Below are 17,590 nucleotides of genomic sequence, written 5' to 3' on the forward strand. Positions count from 1 at the left end.
TCTTCCTCAGACCTTTCCGTGGACGATGATCAGTGCTGGTAGCCGTAGACGCCGCGTGCCTGGTCGCGGACGAGACGGCCCTGCTCCAGCTCGATGACGCGCTTGCGCATCTGGTCCACGATGTTCTGGTCGTGCGTCGCCATCAGGACCGTGGTGCCCGTCCGGTTGATCCGGTCGAGCAGTTTCATGATGCCCACCGAGGTCTGCGGGTCGAGGTTTCCGGTCGGCTCGTCGGCGATGAGGAGCTTGGGCCGGTTCACGAAGGCTCTCGCGATGGCCACACGCTGCTGCTCACCACCGGACAGCTCGCCGGGCATCCGGTCCTCCTTGCCGCCCAGGCCGACGAGGTCGAGCACCTGGGGCACGGACTTGCGGATCTCACCGCGGGACTTGCCGATGACCTCCTGGGCGAAGGCCACGTTCTCGGCGACCGTCTTGTTGGGCAGCAGACGGAAGTCCTGGAACACGGTCCCCAGCTGGCGGCGCATCTGCGGCACCTTCCAGTTGGAGAGGCGCGCGAGGTCCTTGCCCAGGACGTGCACCTGGCCTTGGCTGGTCCGCTCCTCGCGGAGGATCAGCCGCAGGAAGGTGGACTTTCCGGAGCCGGAGGACCCCACGAGGAACACGAATTCTCCGCGCTCGACCTCCAGGGAGACATCCCTGAGAGCGGGGCGGGTCTGCTTGGGGTAGACCTTGGAGACATTGTCGAATCGGATCACGGGTGCACCACGGGTCGCCGGGGGTAGGTGTGCGTGACCATACGCGAACCGGGTGTGCGAGCGCAGTCGGCGTACGGGGTTGCGCGCGGCTTGCACGATTTGTCACGGATCTGAGGCGCGTTTCACACCTGATCCGAGCGCCTCACGGCACTCCGGTCGGGGCAGGATAAGGCGAGCCGCGCCGAAATCCGCGGAACCTGGCACAGTGGTAGGGGAACGGTTGCGTTCGCCGAAGCGTTAAGAGAGCGATGTGTACGCGAGAACGTTGCGTACGCGGAGACGTCGCAAGGAGGGTCGGCGCATGACGTACGACCGATTGGTATGCGCTAACTGCGCGGCACCTGTCAGCGAGGGCCGCTGCCCCGTCTGCCGCGCGAACCGGGAGCGACTCCAGCAGGAGAGCCCCTTCGCGGGACTCAATCCCATGGCACTGATCGCCCTGCTCGCGGTGCTGATCGCGGCGCTGGCACTCGTGGCCCACCAGACGGTGTGAGAGCCGCGCGGACGGCCCCGCACGGCCGCCGACATCCCTGAACGCGAGAAGGGCCCGGAGCGAGCTGCTCCGGGCCCTTCGTCGTACGGGTGTGCGTCAGGCGGCAGCGCCGCCGCGGCCACCGGCGAGGCGCGGCAGCAGACGGAAGCCGATACCACCGGCGACCATCGTGGCGGCACCGACGAGCAGGAACACGGTCTGGCCGGCACCCGTCTCGGCCAGCGCGCCGTCCTTGCCCTGGGCCGTGGTGTCCGAGCCGGTGTCGGTGAGGGCGGAGGAGCCCTCTTCCTGGGCGGTGGACCCACCGTTGGGGTCGTTCTCGTTGCCGGAGCCGGAGTTGCCGGAACCGGAGTTGCCGTCCGCGGGCGCGGAGGACGAGCCGGAGGTGGGCTCCTCCGTCGGCTCGGTCGGGTTTCCGGTGGGCGTGGTGGCGGTCGGGGCCGGTGACGTCGGCGTCGTCTCGGTCGGGGCCGGTGACGTCGGCGTCGTCTCGGTCGGAGCCGGCGAGGTCGGCGTCGTCTCGGTGGGAGCCGGCGAGGTCGGGATACCCGTGCCGGACGGGTCCGGGGTCGGGCCGTCGGCGCCGGTCGCCGAGGCGACACCCGCCGCGGTGAGTGAAGCACCGGCGGCGATCATCACGCCGGCGGCTATCCGTGCCGCGCGGATCCGCGTCTTCTTGGTCATCTGCCTGCTACCCCCAGTAGCTGATCGTCAATGGAGCAGCGCCCGGAGCCACGGCGTCACAGGAGGTTTCGCTCGACCCCCCGGTTCACATGCGCCCCGGAGATACGCATGCCACACGTCACCCTTCCCAGTTTTCAAAGCAACGTCAAGGTCGTTGCGTACGCGATGTCCGGAACCACATCGTTTGCCTGGCGTGCGAACAGCCGACTGTGACATAAAACCCAGACAACCCCTACAACAAAGGCAACTGCCGCCCGATGGACGGCAGTTGCCTTGTCGACAAAGAGGTTTTGGAGAGGGCGGAAAGGGCCCGCCGACACCGCGCCTCGCGCGTTCCTACTTCTCCTGCTGCTTGCGCCAGCGAATTCCGGCCTCCAGGAAGCCGTCGATCTCGCCACCGAACACGGCCTCGGGGTTGCCGACTTCGAACTCGGTGCGCAGGTCCTTGACCATCTGGTACGGGTGCAGGACGTACGAACGCATCTGGTTTCCCCAGGAGTTGCCGCCGTCGCCCTTGAGGGCGTCCATCGCGGCCTGCTCCTCCTGCCGGCGCCGCTCAAGGAGCTTGGCCTGCAGAACGTTCATGGCCGAGGCCTTGTTCTGGATCTGCGACCGCTCGTTCTGGCACGAGACGACGATGCCGGTGGCGAGGTGGGTCAGGCGCACCGCGGAGTCGGTGGTGTTGACGCCCTGGCCGCCGGGACCGGACGAGCGGTACACGTCGATCCGCAGCTCGGACTCGTCGATCTCGATGTGGTCGGTCTGCTCGACGACCGGCAGGATCTCGACACCGGCGAAGGACGTCTGGCGGCGCCCCTGGTTGTCGAACGGCGAGATGCGCACCAGCCGGTGCGTGCCCTGCTCCACGGAGAGCGTGCCGTACGCGTACGGCACGTGGACGGCGAAGGTGGTGGACTTGATGCCCGCCTCTTCCGCGTACGAGGTCTCGTAGAGCTCCGTCTTGTAGCCGTGCCGCTCGGCCCAGCGCAGGTACATGCGCTGGAGCTTCTCGGCGAAGTCGGAGGCGTCGACGCCGCCGGCCTCGGCACGGATGGTGACGACGGCCTCACGGGAGTCGTACTCGCCGGACAGGAGCGTGCGGACCTCCATCTCGTCCAGCGCCTTCTTGACGGCGACGAGCTCGGCGTCGGCCTCGGCACGGGTGTCCGGGTCGTCCTCCTCCTCGGCCATCTCGAAGAGCACGCTCAGATCGTCGATGCGCCCGCGGAGCGCCTCGGCCTTCCTGACCTCCGCCTGGAGGTGGCTCAGCTTGCTGGTGATCTTCTGCGCCTCGTCCGGGTCGTCCCACAGGGACGGCGCGGCCGCCTGCTCCTCGAGCACGGCGACATCTGCCCTCAGCTTGTCGAGGTCCAGGACGGCCTCGATCGACTCCATGGTCGAGGAGAGGGACTTGAGCTCTTCGGATACATCGACGACTGCCACGCCTCCAGCGTAACGGTTACGACAACCGGGCCTCGCCCCTCGCCCCGGAGGGGCCCCGCATCGCCCGTACCCAGGGGGGTCAGGGGGAGGCCGGGGCCGAGTTCTTCGTGTCCTGGGGGGTCGCGTCGGCGCCGTCGTCGGAGGTGGCGAGCCAGGTACCGACGCCCACCGCGGCGACCAGCACGGCCGCCGCCGTCCCCAGGGTGATGCGCCGCCGGCGGGCGGAGGCGCGGTGCCGGGCGGATCCGGGACGGGGCGCGCCCGCCGCGCGGGGCGCCCGAGCGGTTCCCCGGGCCCCGCCGGCCAGCTCGTCGGGCGCCGGCACGCGCATCGAGGTGTGGGTGTCCCGGTTCGAGTCGGGTGCGGCCCCCGGCACAAGGGGTACGGCCCCGCGCCGCTCGCGCGCCGCTGCGGGCGCGGGCGGTTCCGAGGTCTCCTCGTACTCGTCGTCCCCGTCCGCGGACTCCGCGTCCGGCGAGTCCACGTCCAGCGGCGGCATCCCGGCCAGCAGCGGCAGCTGCTCCCGCAGCCGCGCCCCCATCTCGGACGCCCGCAGCCGGGACGCGGGCGCCTTGGCCAGGCACTGCACGATCAGCTGCCACAGCTCGTCCGGGATGCCCGGGAGCGGGACCACGGTCTCCGTGACGTGGCGGCGCAGGACGGCGCCGGGGTGTCCGCCCCCGAAGGGCGTGAACCCGGCGAGCAGCTCGTAGAGCACGGTCGCCAGCGCGTAGATGTCGACGGCGGCGCGCGGCGGCAGGCCCTCGATGATCTCGGGCGCCAGGTAGTCGGGTGTACCGATGATCTTGGTGACCCGGGTCCGGCGCGGCGAGTCGATGAGCTTGGCCACACCGAAGTCGGTCAGGAGGGCCGGGTGGGAGCCGCCGGGGCCGAGCGGGCCCTGCATGTCGAGCAGGACGTTCTCCGGCTTCACGTCGCGGTGGACGACCCCGGCCGCGTGCGCGGCGGCGAGTCCGTCCGCGACGTCGGCGACGATCGCGACCGCGGCCTCGGGGGCGAGCCGCCGCTCCCGGTCGAGCCGGGTGCGCAGGTCGGTGCCCCGTACGAGGTCCATGACGAGGGCGAGGTCGTTTCCGTCCACCACCAGGTCGCGCACCGCCACCACGTGGGGATCGTCGAGACCGAGCAGTGCGGTGCGCTCCTGCACGAAGCGCCCCACCAGCTCCTGGTCGGACGCGAGGTCCTCGCGCAGCAGCTTGATGGCGACGGGCCCCTCGGGTCCCTCGCCCAGCCACACCGTGCCGGCGCTCCCCCGCCCCAGGATCTGGTGCGCGGTGTACCTGCTGCCGATCTTGCGTGCCAAGACTGCTCCTACAGACGCGTGTTGCCGCTTAAAGTACGCGCCCGCGGAGCCAACCTTCACTCCCGAGACCGAAATCACCCGTCAGATATCGACAAATCCCCAGAGTCAGTTGCTCGAGGAGGTCTTTGAGCTGAGATCGCCGATCCAGCTGCTGACCTGGTCGTACCTGTGGGTCAGCTCGCCCCAGAAACTCCTGGTGGACCCGATCCAGTGCTGGAGGGGACTGAATTCCCAGACCAGCCAGCCGGCGACGAACAGGATGATGATCGTGAACAGGCACCCCTTGAGACAGCCGAGCCCGGGGATCTTCATGGGGTTGGAGCTGCGCTGACGGGGCTCGCGCGGCTGACGCGGCGCGGGCTGCTGGGGCTCGGGCGCGTACCGCTGCGGCTGGGGCTGCTGCTGGGGCGCCGGGGCGTAGCGCTGCGGCTGCTGCTGGTGCTGCGGCGCGTACTGCTGCTGCTGCGGATGGCCGTATCCGGGCGGCGGCTGCTGGCCGCGCTGCGGACGCTGCTGCTGCGGTCGTGCGACCTGCCGCTGGGGGCGGCGGCGCAGCGGGTCCTCGTTCGGGTCGAGGTACTGGACCTGAGTCTGTTCGTTGCGGTCACGGGCCGCGCGCAGCTGGTTCTGCCAGGGGTGCGGGTCCTCGCCCTGGCCGGGCTGTCCGCCCGGTCCGCCCGGCTGGTGCTGCGGCACGGGCGGCAGCACGGCGGTCGGGTCGGCCGCGCCGGAGGTGTGCGGCAGCACGCTGGTCGCGCCGTACGGGTCGTAGGAGGCCGCGCCCTGCGGCAGCACCTGTGTGGGGTCGGCCGCGCCGGGCATGTCCGGGACGTGCGCCGGGGCCGGGTCGGGGGCGAGCAGGGCGCCCACGCCATCGGCGGCGGCGATCTGCGCCGGGGTCGCGTGCACCCCGACACCGGCGGCGACGGCACGCAGTCCGCGCGCGAGGTTCTCGGCGCTGGGCCGCTCGTCCGGGTTCTTGCGCAGGCAGCGCTCTATGACCGTCCACAGCGGGTCCGGGACGGTCGAGGGGCGGCGCGGTTCGGCGCTCAGGTGCTGGTGCAGCACTTCGAGGGCGGACCCGCCGGCGAACGGCGGGCGCCCGGTGACCAGCTCGTACATCAAGATGCCCGCGCCGTAGATGTCGACGGCGGACGTCTGCGGGCGTCCCTCCGCGGACTCCGGGGCGACATACGCGGGCGTGCCGACGAATTCGTGGGTGCGGGTGAGGCCGGGGGAATCGGCGAGCCGCGCGATGCCGAAGTCGGTCAGCATCGGGTGCATCCCGCCGGCGTCCTGCTTGAGCAGGACGTTCGCGGGCTTCAGGTCGCGGTGTACGACGCCGTCGGCGTGGCTGGCGGCGAGCGCGTCGGCGACCTGGGCGGTGAGGAGGGCGGCGGCGACGGGCGAGAACGGCCCGTTCTCGCGCAGGTAGCGGTGCAGGTCGGGGCCGTCGACCAGGTCCATGACGAGGGCGAGGAGATCGCCTTCGACGACGAGGTCGCGTACGCGCACGATGTTCGGGTGGGTCAGGCGCAGCAGCACCGACCGCTCACGGAGGAACCGCATCACGATGTCGGCGTCGCTCGCGAGCTCTTCCTTCAGGACCTTGATCGCCACGGTCTCGCCGGGCTGCCCGGCGACGGCCGCCTCGGCGCCCGCGGTCTCCCGCTGGCGGGCTCGCCAGACCGTGCCTGTGGCGCCGCGCCCCAGCGGCTCCTCAAGGAGGTACTTGCTCCCTACCGGCCGCACGTCATGCGCTCCCTGTTGCTTGCTTGCCTGGTCCGTCCACCGTGATCACCGTGGTACAGGAGTTTCCGACCCACTGTAGTGCCGCCCTGCCCAGCACAGGGCTGTCCTCCTCGTGTGCTTTCCCATAGGTCCCATGCGCACCTGTGGTCCGCATAAGCGCTTACGTATGCACTCCCGTCGATGTTCGACGGCCCACGGAAAGTCGCTCGCTCGTGTTCGACGGAAAGACGCTCACTCCGGTCACTTGGTTGCCGGGGCCGGGCGTGACCGATCTCAAGCGGACAGCCGCCGGGCACTGGTCAGGCACTTTTACGGGCAGAGCCGACCAATCAAGATCACTTACGGGTGGGGGGCGGGCGTGTTGTCGGTGGCAGGTGCGAGGATGCCCCCAGTACTGGCCGACGTGCCCGTGTGCGGTGGGGGGATCTGCGGTGGGGGACCGCAGCGCAGCCTCGTTCTCGTCGCGGACACCTGCGCGGAAGGGACCCCTGACGGCGATGCAGATCCGGCTGACCGTCGTAGACCCGCTGGGCCCGCCCTCGGAGCCGCGGGGGCGAGCCACCGCCTGCGATGTGCTGGTCACCGCGCCCGCCGGGACGGCGCTGGCCGCGGTCGCGTCGGGGCTGGCCGCGGCGGTCGGGGGAAGCGGGGGTGCCTCCCAGGGCGAGCGGGGCCGTGAGCCCGGCGGGGGCCAGATCGTGCTCTACGCGGGCGCCGAGCGGCTCGACGCCCAGCGCTGCACCCTCGGTGAGCCACCGCTGACCGACGGCGCCGTGCTCTGTCTGGGCGCACCCGCCGAGCCCGGTCCCGACCTGGACGGCGTCTCGGCCCAGCTCCACGTGGTCGGGGGACCCGACGCCGGCGGCGTGCATCTGCTGCACGGCGGCCAGATCCGCGTCGGCCGCTCCGCGGACGCCGACGTACCCCTGGACGACCCCGACGTGTCCCGCCTGCACTGCGCGGTCACCGTCACCCCCGAGGGCCGCGTCTCGGTCGCCGACATCGGCTCCACGAACGGCACGACGCTCGACGGCTCCCGCGTCGGCAGCCGCCCGGTCCCCTTCGCGGAGGGCGCCCTGCTGCGCGTCGGCGAGTCCGCCCTGCGGCTCGCCCCGCCGGGAGGTCCGGGCGTCGTGGAGACGGCTCCGGACGGCGAAGGCCATGTAAGGGTGCGGGCCGGGTCGGCCGAGGACGGCCGCTCCGGGGTCGACGGGTTCGACGGGCACGGCGACCCGGCGGGCGCCGGCACCGCCGCCCGGCCGGACACGGCCTCCGCGCCTCCGGTCCGCTCCCCCGCGGAGGTCTCGCGGGGCGGCTCCGCCACCGCGCCGAACACGCCCTCCTCCGCTTCGCCGGGTTCCCCGCAGGGCGCGCAGCCCCCGCGCGGTGCCGTGCCCCACGCGCGCGGGGAGAGCGCCTCCCTCGCGCAGGGAGGTGCCCTTCCGCCGGTGGGCGAGACGCACCACGCCTACGGGACCGCGGAGTGGGGGGCCTCCGGTGGCGGCGTCCCCGGAGCGCTGGAGCACGGACGGGCGGTGCCCCTGGCCGTGCCGGAACAGGGCGGGGCACCCCGGATCGAGAGCAAGCCGCGGGGCGCGACGGCGGCGGGCCGCGGTTCCGGCCCCGGCGCGTCCACGCGCGGGGCGGGTCGCCCCGACGGTCCCACGGAGACCCCCGGTGAACGGCCCGGGACGGAGGCCGCCGCAGCGGGGACCTTCGCCCCCGGGGCCGCCGACGCGTCCGGCACCCTCGGACCGGGCCTCCCGGGTGCACGCAAAGGCACGCCGCCGCGCGGCACGGACATCCCGCCGGGGGTGCGCAGGCGGGGCGGCATCGGTGCGTGGGCCCGGCGTCTGGCCGGCGGCCGCGGAGGACCGGCCGGGACCGCGCAGGAGGCGTACGACGACGGAACCGTCGCGGTGGACGAACTCCCTCCCGCCGTGAGGCGGTCGCCCGAGAGCTGGCCCGACCCGGCGACGCTGCTGCTCACCGCGCTGGGTCCGGGTCCCCGGCTGTGGGAGCGGGGCCCCGGACACCCCGAGGCGCTGACGGTGCGTCTGGGCACGGCCGACCGGACGGCGCCGGACGGCTCGGGCCTGCTCCCCGCGGTACCGGTGACCGCCGGGCTGCGGGAGGCCGGCTCACTGGGCCTGGCCGGACCGCGCGCGCGTCTCGCGGGGCTGGCCCGCGCGGTCGTCGCGCAGCTCGCGGCGCTGCACTCCCCCGACACCCTGGAAATCGTCCTCATCAGCACCGACCGGGCCCGCACGGTGGAGGAGCGCAGCGCCGAGTGGTCCTGGCTCGGCTGGCTCCCCCATCTGCGCCCCGCCCACGGCCAGGACTGCCGACTCCTCCTCGCGTACGACCGCGAGCAGGCGGCGGCCCGCACCGACGAACTCCTGCGCCGCCTGGAGGACCACCTGGCGGAGGCGGTGGGCGCGCCGGGCGGCCGTGACCCGCTGCCCAGAAGCGCCGGCGGGACGGTTCCGGCCGCCCGGTCCGGGACGCACGACGACGGCGAGCGCGTCGCCCCGGTCGCCGACGACGGCCCGCGGGGCGCGCTGCGGCGGCCCTCCTGGGCGCGGGAGGACGGCACGGACGACGGCTACGACGGCCCGTACACGGTGGTCGTCGTGGACGGGGACCCCGGGGGCGCCGACCTGCGGGAGGCCGTGATGCGCCTCGCGCACGAGGGCTCGCGGGCCGGAATCCATCTGGTGTGCCTCGCCGAGACCGCGGCGGCGTCGCCCGCGTCGCCGGTGACGGAGACGTACGAAGCGGCCTGCGAGGCCTCGCCGGCCTTCCGCGAGTGCGGGGCGGTGGCGCTGCTCAGCGGCGACGTGGCCACGGCACTGCGGCTGATGCGGGTGGCACCGGGCGGTTCGGGCGAGCGCGCCCCGGACGGAGCGCCGCGCGCCGGGTCCTTCCACACCGACTCCCGGTACGGCGGACTCGACGGCGCCGGACCCGACCGCGGCGGACGGGGACCCACCGGGCCCGCGCACACCGGATCACCGCGCTCCGGGCCCGCGCACACGGCGCCGTCGCACTCCGGCCCCCGGCAGGACGGATCCACCCACACGGGCATCCCGCACCCCGGATCCGCAAGGCGAACGGGTCCCGCAGGCACGGCCGGACCCGCCGACGCCACCGCGCCGCGCACGGGCCGTACGTCCTCCGGAACGGCCGGACAGCTGCCGCGCGGCCCAGTGGGGCACGGCACCGTCGCCGCCGTGGACGCCGTGTCCCTCGCCTGGGCCGAGCGGTTCGCCCGGTCCCTCGCGCCCCTGCGGACGGACGGAGCGCTCGGGGACCGGCACACGCGCGTCTCGGCGCCCTTGCCCCAGATGGCGCGCCTGCTCGACGAGTTGGGGCTGGCGCGGGCCACCCCCGCCTCCCTGATGGCGCGTTGGGCGGACGCCGCGGACGACTCCGAGGCGTTCGGCGGCCGGGCGCGGGCCGTGCTCGGCGCCGGACCGCGCGGACCCGTCGCCGTCGACCTGCCCGTCGAGGGCCCGCACCTGCTGATCGAGGGGCCGCCCGGCAGCGGCCGTACGGAACTGCTGCGCTCGGTCGCCGCGTCCCTCGCCGCCGCCGAGCGGCCCGACCGGCTCGGAATAGTCCTGATGGACGGACGCGACGGCACGGGAGGCCATGGCGCGGCGAACGGCGGGGAAGGGCTTCAGGTCTGCACGGACCTGCCGCACGTCACCACCCATCTCACGGCCAACGACCCTGTTCGGATGCGGGAGTTCGCGCAGTCGCTGAGTGCGGAGCTGAAGCGGCGGTCCGAGCTGCTGGGCAGGCTCGGCTTCGCCGAGTGGCACGCGGGGCGCACGGTGCCCGGCCGGATCGTGGCCCAGCGCTCCGCCGGGCCCTCGTCGGGCGCGAACTCGTCCCTGGGCGCCTCTGACCTCGACACACCGCCCAGCTCGACGCTGCGGCTGCGGCCCGCCGCCGCGCGGCAGCGGACGGAGCCGGGGCCGGCGCTGGCCCGCCTGGTCGTGGTCGTCGACGACCTGGACGCCCTGCTGTCACCGCCGCTCGGATCCCCGGGACGCCCGGCTGCCGGTTCGGTCGTCCGGGCTCTGGAGGCCGTCGCCCGGGAAGGGGACCGGCTCGGGGTGCACCTCGTGGCGGCGTCCGGGGTCGGCGGCCGTACGGCGGCGTCGGAACTGGCGCGTTCCGCCGCGCTGCGCGTCACGCTCGACGCACCGCTGCCCGGGCCCGAGGAACCCGCCCCCGGGCGGGGCCGGCTGCTCCGTCCGGACGGCCGGGAGACACCGTTCCAGGGCGGGCGGGTGACCGGGCGCATTCCCCGTACGGCCACACTCCGCCCCACGGTCGTCCCCCTGGAGTGGCACCGCATGGGCGACCCGCCGGCCCGCCGCCCGGTCCGCGAGCTGGGAAACGGACCCACGGACCTGGCTCTGCTCGCCAGCGCCCTGGAGCGAGCCGCGCGTTCCGTCTCCGCGGTCGAGGTGCCCTCACTGCTCTAGGGCCTGTCTGACACTTCACGTCGGATCGGGCCCCGGCGTCTGGTGCCCTGCATCGCAAGGCGGAGGGTCGCCCTCGTACCGGGCGTACTCGGGCGTGCCCGACAACGCGGCGAGGCGCGGTGCGGCCAGGGGCCGCGGGCCCGGCGGGAACCGCCAGACATGCCCTAGCCCACACGTCACGGGACCGGCACCGCTTGGGTCCGCGCGTCACCGGACCGGCACCACTTCGGCCCACACGTCACCGGACCGGCACCGCTTCGGCCCGCGCGTCACGGGATGCGCGGACCTTCGGCCCGCACGTCACGGGGATTCTTCGGGACTCGCGCGTCACCGCGCGGGTCCCGTCGCTGTACGCGGACCGGGGCCACGGGGAAGGCCTGCTCGCCCCTTCGGCACGCTTCGGCATCCGTGACCCCACGTCACGACCCAATCACGATCGCCCACTTGACAGCACCGGCGGTCTTGCCGCCCCCGAGCGACCTGGCGTAGACCGGAGCGCACGGGGCAGCCGCTTTGACGTTCAACGAAGAACGAAGAACGGGGCAGTGATGCGCAGCAATCCTCAGATACGCAGGTCGCCCGATCACTCCACGCGCCGCTCGCGCAGAGCCGCACAGGCCGCCGCGGCCGCCGTCGTCGCGGGTGCTCTCACGCTCACGGCGTGCGGTGGCGGCAACGACGACAAGGGCAAGGGAAACGACAAGGGCACGGAGAGCAGTGGCGCCGGCGCGGGCTCCGTCACCCTCCCCAAGCTCGACGGCGCCACCCTGGAAGTCGCCGCCGTGTGGACCGGGGCGGAACAGGCCAACTTCAAGAAGGTGCTCGCGGAGTTCGAGAAGCGCACGGGCGCGAAGGTCACCTTCGTACCGGCGCAGGACCCGATCATCAACTTCCTCGGTTCGAAGATCGCGGGCGGAGCGCCCCCGGACGTGGCGCTGCTCCCCCAGGTCGGCGCGGTCAAGCAGGCCGTCGAGAAGAAGTGGGCCAAGCCCGTCGGCGCGGACGCGCAGGCGCAGTTGACGAAGAACTACTCACAGGGCTGGCAGGACCTCGGCAAGGTCGACGGCAAGCAGTACGCCGTGTACTTCAAGGCCGCCAACAAGTCGCTGGTCTGGTACAACACCAAGGTCTTCGAGAACGCGGGGGCCAAGGAGCCCAAGACCTGGAAGGAGTTCCTGACCGCCGCGCAGACGATCTACGACTCCGGGGTCACCCCCGTCTCGGTCGGCGGCGCCGACGGCTGGACGCTCACCGACTGGTTCGAGAACATCTATCTCTCCCAGGCGGGACCCGAGAAGTACGACCAGCTCGCACAGCACAAGATCAAGTGGACGGATCCGTCCGTGAAGGACGCGCTGACCACGCTCGCCCAGGTGTGGGGCAACAAGAACTTCGTCGCGGGCGGCGCGGACGGCGCCCTCCAGACGGAGTTCCCGGCCTCGGTGACCCAGACGTTCACCGGCGGCGACCAGCCGAAGGCGGGCATGGTCTTCGAGGGTGACTTCGTGGGCGTCAACATCGCGGAGACCAAGGCGAAGATCGGGACGGACGCGAAGGTGTTCCCGTTCCCGGCCGTGGGCGACAAGGCGCCCGTGGTGAGCGGCGGCGACGCGGCCGTGCTGCTGAAGGAGTCCAAGGCGGGCCAGGCGCTGCTGACCTTCCTCGCCTCGCCCGACGCGGCGACGATCTGGGCGAAGCTCGGCGGCTATCTCTCCCCCGACAAGAACGTGGCCGACTCCGCCTATCCGAACGCTGTCCAGCAGTCCATGGCCAGGGCGCTGATCGCGGCGGGCGACGACTTCCGCTTCGACATGTCCGACCAGGCACCGCAGGCCTTCGGCGGAACGCCCGGCAAGGGCGAGTGGAAGGACCTGCAGGACTTCCTGAAGAACCCGAAGAACGTGGCGGGGACACAGGCGAAGCTCGAATCGGACGCCGCAGCGGCCTACAAGGGCTGATCCGGCCATGACGTCGGCAACGGCCGGAGGCACCGCACCGGTGCCCCCGGCCCGTACACGCAAGAGCGTGACCGGGACCCGCAGGACGGTGGTGGCGCTGTTCCTGCTGCCCGCCCTGGTGCTGCTCGGCGCGCTCGTGGTCTACCCGATCGGGTACTCGGTCGTCCGCAGCTTCTACGACCAACAGGGCGAGGGGTTCGCCGGGTTCGACAATTACAAGGCGCTGTTCACCGACGACGGCATCCGCACCGCGCTCAAGAACAACATCATCTGGGTGGTGTTCGCCCCGACGGTCGCGACCGCCCTGGGGCTCATCTTCGCGGTGCTCACCGAACGGGTGCGCTGGGGAACGGCGTTCAAGCTGGTCGTCTTCATGCCGATGGCGATCTCGATGCTCGCGGCGGGCATCATCTTCCGGCTGGTGTACGACCAGGATCCGGCCAAGGGCGTCGCGAACGCGGTGTGGGTGGGGGTGCACGACACCTTCGCCCCGTCGTCGGCGTTCCCGAAGGCCCATCCGGGCCGGCAGTCGCCGCTGGAGGCCGAGAACGGCGGATTCATCACCCGGGGGGCCGTGCACACCGGACAGCCCGTCACCCTCCCGCTCGTCGGTGTCGCCCCGGACCAGATGCCGGGTGGCGCCAAGAAGGCCGTCCGGGCCGCGTCCGAGCCGGGCAGGATCACCGGGACGGCATGGCAGGACTTCACCCGCGGCAAGGGCGTCGGCCGGCTCGGCCAGGTGGACCCGGGCGAGCTGGGCTACTCCGGGATGAGGATCGAGGCAGTCAAGGACGGCAAGGTCGTCGACACGGCGAAGGTCGGTGACGACGGCACGTTCTCGCTCTCGGGCACGGCGGACGGAGCCAGGCTGCGGCTCCCGGCGAGCAACTTCAAGGAGCCGTACAACGGCGTCGACTGGCTCGGCCCGTCCCTGGTCACCCCGGCCATCATCGGTTCGTACGTCTGGATGTGGGCGGGCTTCGCGATGGTGCTGATCGCGGCGGGGCTCGCGGGCGTGCCGCGCGAACTGCTCGAGGCGGCCAGGGTCGACGGGGCGAACGAGTGGCAGGTGTTCCGCAGGGTCACCGTGCCGCTGCTCGCGCCGGTGCTCGCGGTGGTCGCCGTGACCCTGATGATCAACGTGCTGAAGGTCTTCGACCTGGTCTTCATCATCGCGCCGGGCTCCTCCCAGGACGACGCGAACGTGCTGGCCCTGGAGCTGTACCGCAAGGGCTTCTCGGAGGATCAGCCGGGCATCGCGAGCGCCATCGCGGTGTTCCTGCTTCTCCTGGTGATCCCGGTGATGCTGTTCAACGTACGGCGGCTCAGGCGGGAGGTGCGGCGATGACCACGCATGCCGGACGGCTGGCGGAGACCGTGCCCGCCGCGGCGGTGAACAGGGCGAGGCCCTCGCTCGGTTCACGGATCGCGAGCGGTGTCAGCGGGGGCGTCGTCCGTGTCTTCCTGCTGCTCGTCGGCCTGTTCTGGCTGGTGCCGACGATCGGGCTCCTGCTGTCGTCGCTGCGCAGGCCCGAAGACATGAGCGCGAGCGGCTGGTGGAAGGTGTTCAGCGCTCCCTCGCAGCTCACCGTGGACAGCTACCAGAAGCTCCTGGAGAACAGCGACATCACCAACTCGCTGCTCAACACCGTGCTGATCACGGTCCCGGCGACCCTCCTGGTCGTCGTCATCGGCTCGCTCGCGGGCTACGCCTTCGCCTGGATGGAGTTCCCGGGCCGCGACTGGTGGTTCCTCGGCGTGGTCGGGCTGCTGGTCGTTCCGGTGCAGGTGGCGCTGATCCCGATCGCCGAACTCTTCGGGAAGATCGGCATCTTCGGGTCGATCACCGGCGTGGTCCTCTTCCACGTCGGATACGGCCTGCCCTTCGCGGTGTTCCTGCTGCGGAACTTCTTCGCGGAGATCCCGCGGGAGCTCCTGGAGGCGGCCCGGCTGGACGGCGCGGGTGAACTGCGCCTGTTCGTACGGGTCGTGATGCCGCTCGGCGGCCCTGCCATCGCCTCGCTGGGGATCTTCCAGTTCCTGTGGGTGTGGAACGACATGCTGGTCGCGCTGGTGTTCTCCGACTCGGGGAGCCAGCCCATCACGGTCGCCCTCCAGACGCAGGTACGCCAGTTCGGCAACAACATCGACGTGCTGGCGCCCGGCGCCTTCATCTCGATGGTGATCCCGCTGGCCGTGTTCTTCGCGTTCCAGCGGCAGTTCGTGTCCGGAGTGATGGCGGGCGCGGTCAAGTAGGCCGATCCCAGCAGCGTTTGAGGGGCGGGCCGGACACCGGCCCGCCCCTCGCCGTTCACCCGGCATCCCCCGGATGCCACATCTGGCGTAACCAAGTCACCCCTTCGGCCGTTTCCGGGCAGGTATGCCCGCGCCGACCCATGGATGTCCCGTGCCCAGGTTCAGTGTCATCGTCCCCGTGTACAAGGTTCAGGCGTACCTGCACGAGTGCCTTGAATCCGTCCTCGAACAGTCCTACCTGGATCTCGAACTCATCGCGGTCGACGACTGTTCGCCCGACGCCTGCGGGGCCGTCATCGACGAGTTCGCGGCCCGCGACGCCCGCGTCCTCGCCGTGCACCTGCCGGAGAACGTGGGGCTCGGGCGCGCCCGCAACGCCGGTCTCGAACGCGCCACCGGCGACTACCTGATCTTCCTGGACAGCGACGACAGTCTCACTCCGGACGCGCTGCGGGCCATCGCCGACCGGCTGAAGGAGACCGGCGAACCGGACGTCCTGGTCTACGACTACGCGCGTACGTTCTGGTCGGGCGAGGTCGTTCGGAACCAGGTCTCGGCGCAGCTGACCGAGGAGGGCCCGGCACCGTTCCGGCTGGACGAGCGGCCCGGACTGCTCCGGCTGCTGATGGTGGTGTGGAACAAGGCGTACCGCCGGGAGTTCGTCGAGCGGGCGAGCCTCACCTTCCCGCCCGGGTACTACGAGGACACGCCCTGGACGTATCCGGCGCTGCTGTCCGCCGAGACGATCGCCACCCTCGACCGGGTCTGTGTGCACTACCGCCAGCGGCGGCACGGCAGCATCCTCGGCACCAGCAGCCGTAAGCATTTCGACGTCTTCGAGCAGTACGACCGCGTCTTCGCGCATGTCGACGCGCACCCGGAGCTGGACCGGTGGCGCCCGGTGCTGTTCCGGCGCATGGTCGACCACTTCGCCACGGTGTTCGTGAAGCGGGGCCGGCTGCCGCGCGCCGCCCGGGCCGAATTCCTGCGCAAGGCCCGTGCGTACTACCGCCGTTACCGCGTCCCGGGCGCACCGGCCGGCCCGCGCACCCGCCTGCGGCACGCGCTGGTCGGGCTCGGCACGCATCGCACGTACCGTCTGTTCTCCTTCCTGTCGCGGATCCGCAAGAGAGCCGTTCGGCTGACCGCCGGGCTGCTGCGCGCGGTGCGCGGCGCCGCGCTCCGGTTCCACTACCGCGTGCAGCTCCGTCTCCCGCTGCGCGCCGACCGTGCCGTGTTCTCCAGCTACTGGGGCCGGGGCCACGGCTGCAATCCGGGGGCCCTGGAGTCCGCGTTCCGCAGTTTCGCGCCGCACATCCGCACGGCGTGGATCGCGCACGCCGAACACCACGACACGATCCCGGCCGCGACGGCCCGGCTGCGTCCCGGCACGGCGGGTTACTGGACGGCGCTCGCCCGATCCAAGTACCTGGTGAACAACGTCAACTTCGACCGGCGGCTGGTCAAGCGGCCCGGCCAGATCATGATCCAGACGCAGCACGGGACGCCGCTCAAGCGGATGGGGCTCGACCTCCAGGACCGCCCGGCCGCCGCGCGCGGCACCGACTTCGCCGAACTGCTGCGCAGCGCCGACAAGTGGGACTACTGCCTGTCCGCCAACCGCCACTCCACGCTGGTCTGGGAGCGCGCGTTCCCCTCCTCGTACACGACGCTGGAGTACGGGCTGCCGCGCAACGACGTCTTCCAGCAGGCGACTTCGGCCGACGTGGAGGGGATGCGCGAGTCGCTCGGCATCCCCGCGGGCGCGGTAGCCGTGCTGTACGCGCCGACCTACCGCGACTACCGGCGCACCCAGCGCCGCGCCCTGGACCTGGAGCGGGTGCTGCGCCGGCTGGGTCCGCGCTTCGTGGTGCTGACCCGCGCCCATCACACGTACGGGGCGCCGCTCACGGACACGGCGGGCGGCCGGCTGATCGACGTGTCGGGGCATCCGAGCATCGAGTCGCTGTGCCTCGCCTCGGACGTACTGGTCACCGACTACTCGTCCCTGATGTTCGACTACGCGGTCCTGGACCGGCCGATCGTCGTCCTCGCGGACGACTGGGAGGCGTACGAGGCGGCCCGCGGCACCTACTTCGACCCGCGCGCCTTCCCGCCGGGCGCGGTCGCGCGCAGCGAGGACGAGCTGATCGACATCTTCGCGACCGGTCACTGGCGCGGCTCGCGCTCCGCGCAGCTGCGGGCCGCGTTCCGCGAGCGGTTCTGCCCGTACGACGACGGGCGCGCCGCCGAACGCGTGGTACGGCACGTGGTGCTCGGCGAGACGGCCTCGGTGCCGCCGTTCGTCCCGCCGGCCGAGCGCCGCCCGGTCCCCTCGGCCGCGGCGTCCCTCCCCCGCGTTGCGGGCTCCGCCCTGCCGGCGAGCACCCCCGCCGTCGCCCGGCCGCTCGGGAGCGTTCCCGCTCAGGGTGGTGCCGTTCCCGTGACCGAGACCCTCTGAA

11 protein-coding genes are annotated in these 17,590 nt (G+C 72.2%); 6 read left to right on the plus strand and 5 right to left on the minus strand.

Annotated features, from left to right (window positions below; all coding sequences use genetic code 11):
- Positions 1-29 precede the first annotated feature (29 nt).
- The gene (ftsE, locus tag ACZ4N5_RS31265) at positions 30-719 is read right to left on the minus strand and encodes a cell division ATP-binding protein FtsE (RefSeq protein ID WP_328555238.1); all 690 of its coding nucleotides are present in this window, start codon (positions 717-719) and stop codon (positions 30-32) included.
- Between the two features lie 301 nt (positions 720-1,020).
- Between ftsE and ACZ4N5_RS31270 the strand changes: the two genes are divergently transcribed.
- Positions 1,021-1,212, plus strand: coding sequence for a hypothetical protein (locus tag ACZ4N5_RS31270; protein WP_028805018.1), 192 nt, complete (start codon positions 1,021-1,023; stop codon positions 1,210-1,212).
- Positions 1,213-1,308: 96 nt separating this feature from the next.
- Here the strand turns inward: ACZ4N5_RS31270 and ACZ4N5_RS31275 are convergent, their stop codons facing one another.
- The 4 genes from ACZ4N5_RS31275 to ACZ4N5_RS31290 all read right to left on the minus strand — a co-directional run bounded on the left by ACZ4N5_RS31275 (position 1,309) and on the right by ACZ4N5_RS31290 (position 6,415).
- A complete protein-coding gene (locus tag ACZ4N5_RS31275) occupies positions 1,309-1,896 on the minus strand; it encodes a hypothetical protein (protein WP_467760392.1) in 588 nt (195 codons plus the stop codon).
- 336 nt (positions 1,897-2,232) lie between these two features.
- Positions 2,233-3,339: a peptide chain release factor 2 gene (prfB, locus tag ACZ4N5_RS31280; RefSeq protein WP_467760393.1), complete on the minus strand. Its 1,107-nt coding sequence runs from the start codon at positions 3,337-3,339 to the stop codon at positions 2,233-2,235.
- 79 nt (positions 3,340-3,418) lie between these two features.
- Entirely contained in the window at positions 3,419-4,663 is a 1,245-nt protein-coding gene (locus ACZ4N5_RS31285; RefSeq protein WP_467760394.1) for a serine/threonine-protein kinase, read from the minus strand.
- A 105-nt stretch (positions 4,664-4,768) separates the two neighbouring features.
- A complete protein-coding gene (locus tag ACZ4N5_RS31290; protein ID WP_467760395.1) occupies positions 4,769-6,415 on the minus strand; it encodes a serine/threonine-protein kinase in 1,647 nt (548 codons plus the stop codon).
- A 497-nt stretch (positions 6,416-6,912) separates the two neighbouring features.
- On the opposite strand from ACZ4N5_RS31290, the gene ACZ4N5_RS31295 reads away from it, so the two are divergent.
- The 5 genes from ACZ4N5_RS31295 (at position 6,913) to ACZ4N5_RS31315 (ending at position 17,589) form a co-directional block, all read left to right on the plus strand.
- The gene (locus ACZ4N5_RS31295; RefSeq protein WP_467760396.1) at positions 6,913-10,914 is read left to right on the plus strand and encodes an FHA domain-containing protein; all 4,002 of its coding nucleotides are present in this window, start codon (positions 6,913-6,915) and stop codon (positions 10,912-10,914) included.
- 548 nt (positions 10,915-11,462) lie between these two features.
- On the plus strand, positions 11,463-12,872 hold the full coding sequence (locus tag ACZ4N5_RS31300) for an ABC transporter substrate-binding protein (protein ID WP_467760397.1): 1,410 nt from the start codon (positions 11,463-11,465) through the stop codon (positions 12,870-12,872).
- Between the two features lie 7 nt (positions 12,873-12,879).
- Positions 12,880-14,220 (plus strand): carbohydrate ABC transporter permease, encoded by a 1,341-nt coding sequence (locus ACZ4N5_RS31305; protein ID WP_467760398.1) that lies wholly within the window; start codon positions 12,880-12,882, stop codon positions 14,218-14,220.
- Positions 14,217-15,128 carry a carbohydrate ABC transporter permease gene (locus tag ACZ4N5_RS31310; RefSeq protein ID WP_467760399.1) on the plus strand — a complete coding sequence of 304 codons (912 nt, stop codon included), beginning with the start codon at positions 14,217-14,219 and terminating at the stop codon, positions 15,126-15,128. Before ACZ4N5_RS31305 ends, ACZ4N5_RS31310 begins: the two co-directional genes overlap by 4 nt.
- A 151-nt stretch (positions 15,129-15,279) precedes the next feature.
- Positions 15,280-17,589, plus strand: coding sequence for a bifunctional glycosyltransferase/CDP-glycerol:glycerophosphate glycerophosphotransferase (locus ACZ4N5_RS31315; RefSeq protein WP_467760400.1), 2,310 nt, complete (start codon positions 15,280-15,282; stop codon positions 17,587-17,589).
- Position 17,590: the final 1 nt, after the last annotated feature.

The sequence above is a fragment of the Streptomyces sp. NPDC026500 genome (assembly GCF_055567635.1).

What these genes read in the sequence shown, in the direction of transcription:
- ACZ4N5_RS31310 (WP_467760399.1), top strand. Translation starts at nt 14,217, where the DNA reads ATGACCACGCATGCCGGACGGCTGGCGGAGACCGTGCCCGCCGCGGCG.
- ACZ4N5_RS31270 (WP_028805018.1), top strand. Translation starts at nt 1,021, where the DNA reads ATGACGTACGACCGATTGGTATGCGCTAACTGCGCGGCACCTGTCAGC.
- ACZ4N5_RS31275 (WP_467760392.1), bottom strand. Translation starts at nt 1,896, where the DNA reads ATGACCAAGAAGACGCGGATCCGCGCGGCACGGATAGCCGCCGGCGTG.
- ACZ4N5_RS31295 (WP_467760396.1), top strand. Translation starts at nt 6,913, where the DNA reads ATGCAGATCCGGCTGACCGTCGTAGACCCGCTGGGCCCGCCCTCGGAG.
- ACZ4N5_RS31300 (WP_467760397.1), top strand. Translation starts at nt 11,463, where the DNA reads ATGCGCAGCAATCCTCAGATACGCAGGTCGCCCGATCACTCCACGCGC.
- ACZ4N5_RS31305 (WP_467760398.1), top strand. Translation starts at nt 12,880, where the DNA reads ATGACGTCGGCAACGGCCGGAGGCACCGCACCGGTGCCCCCGGCCCGT.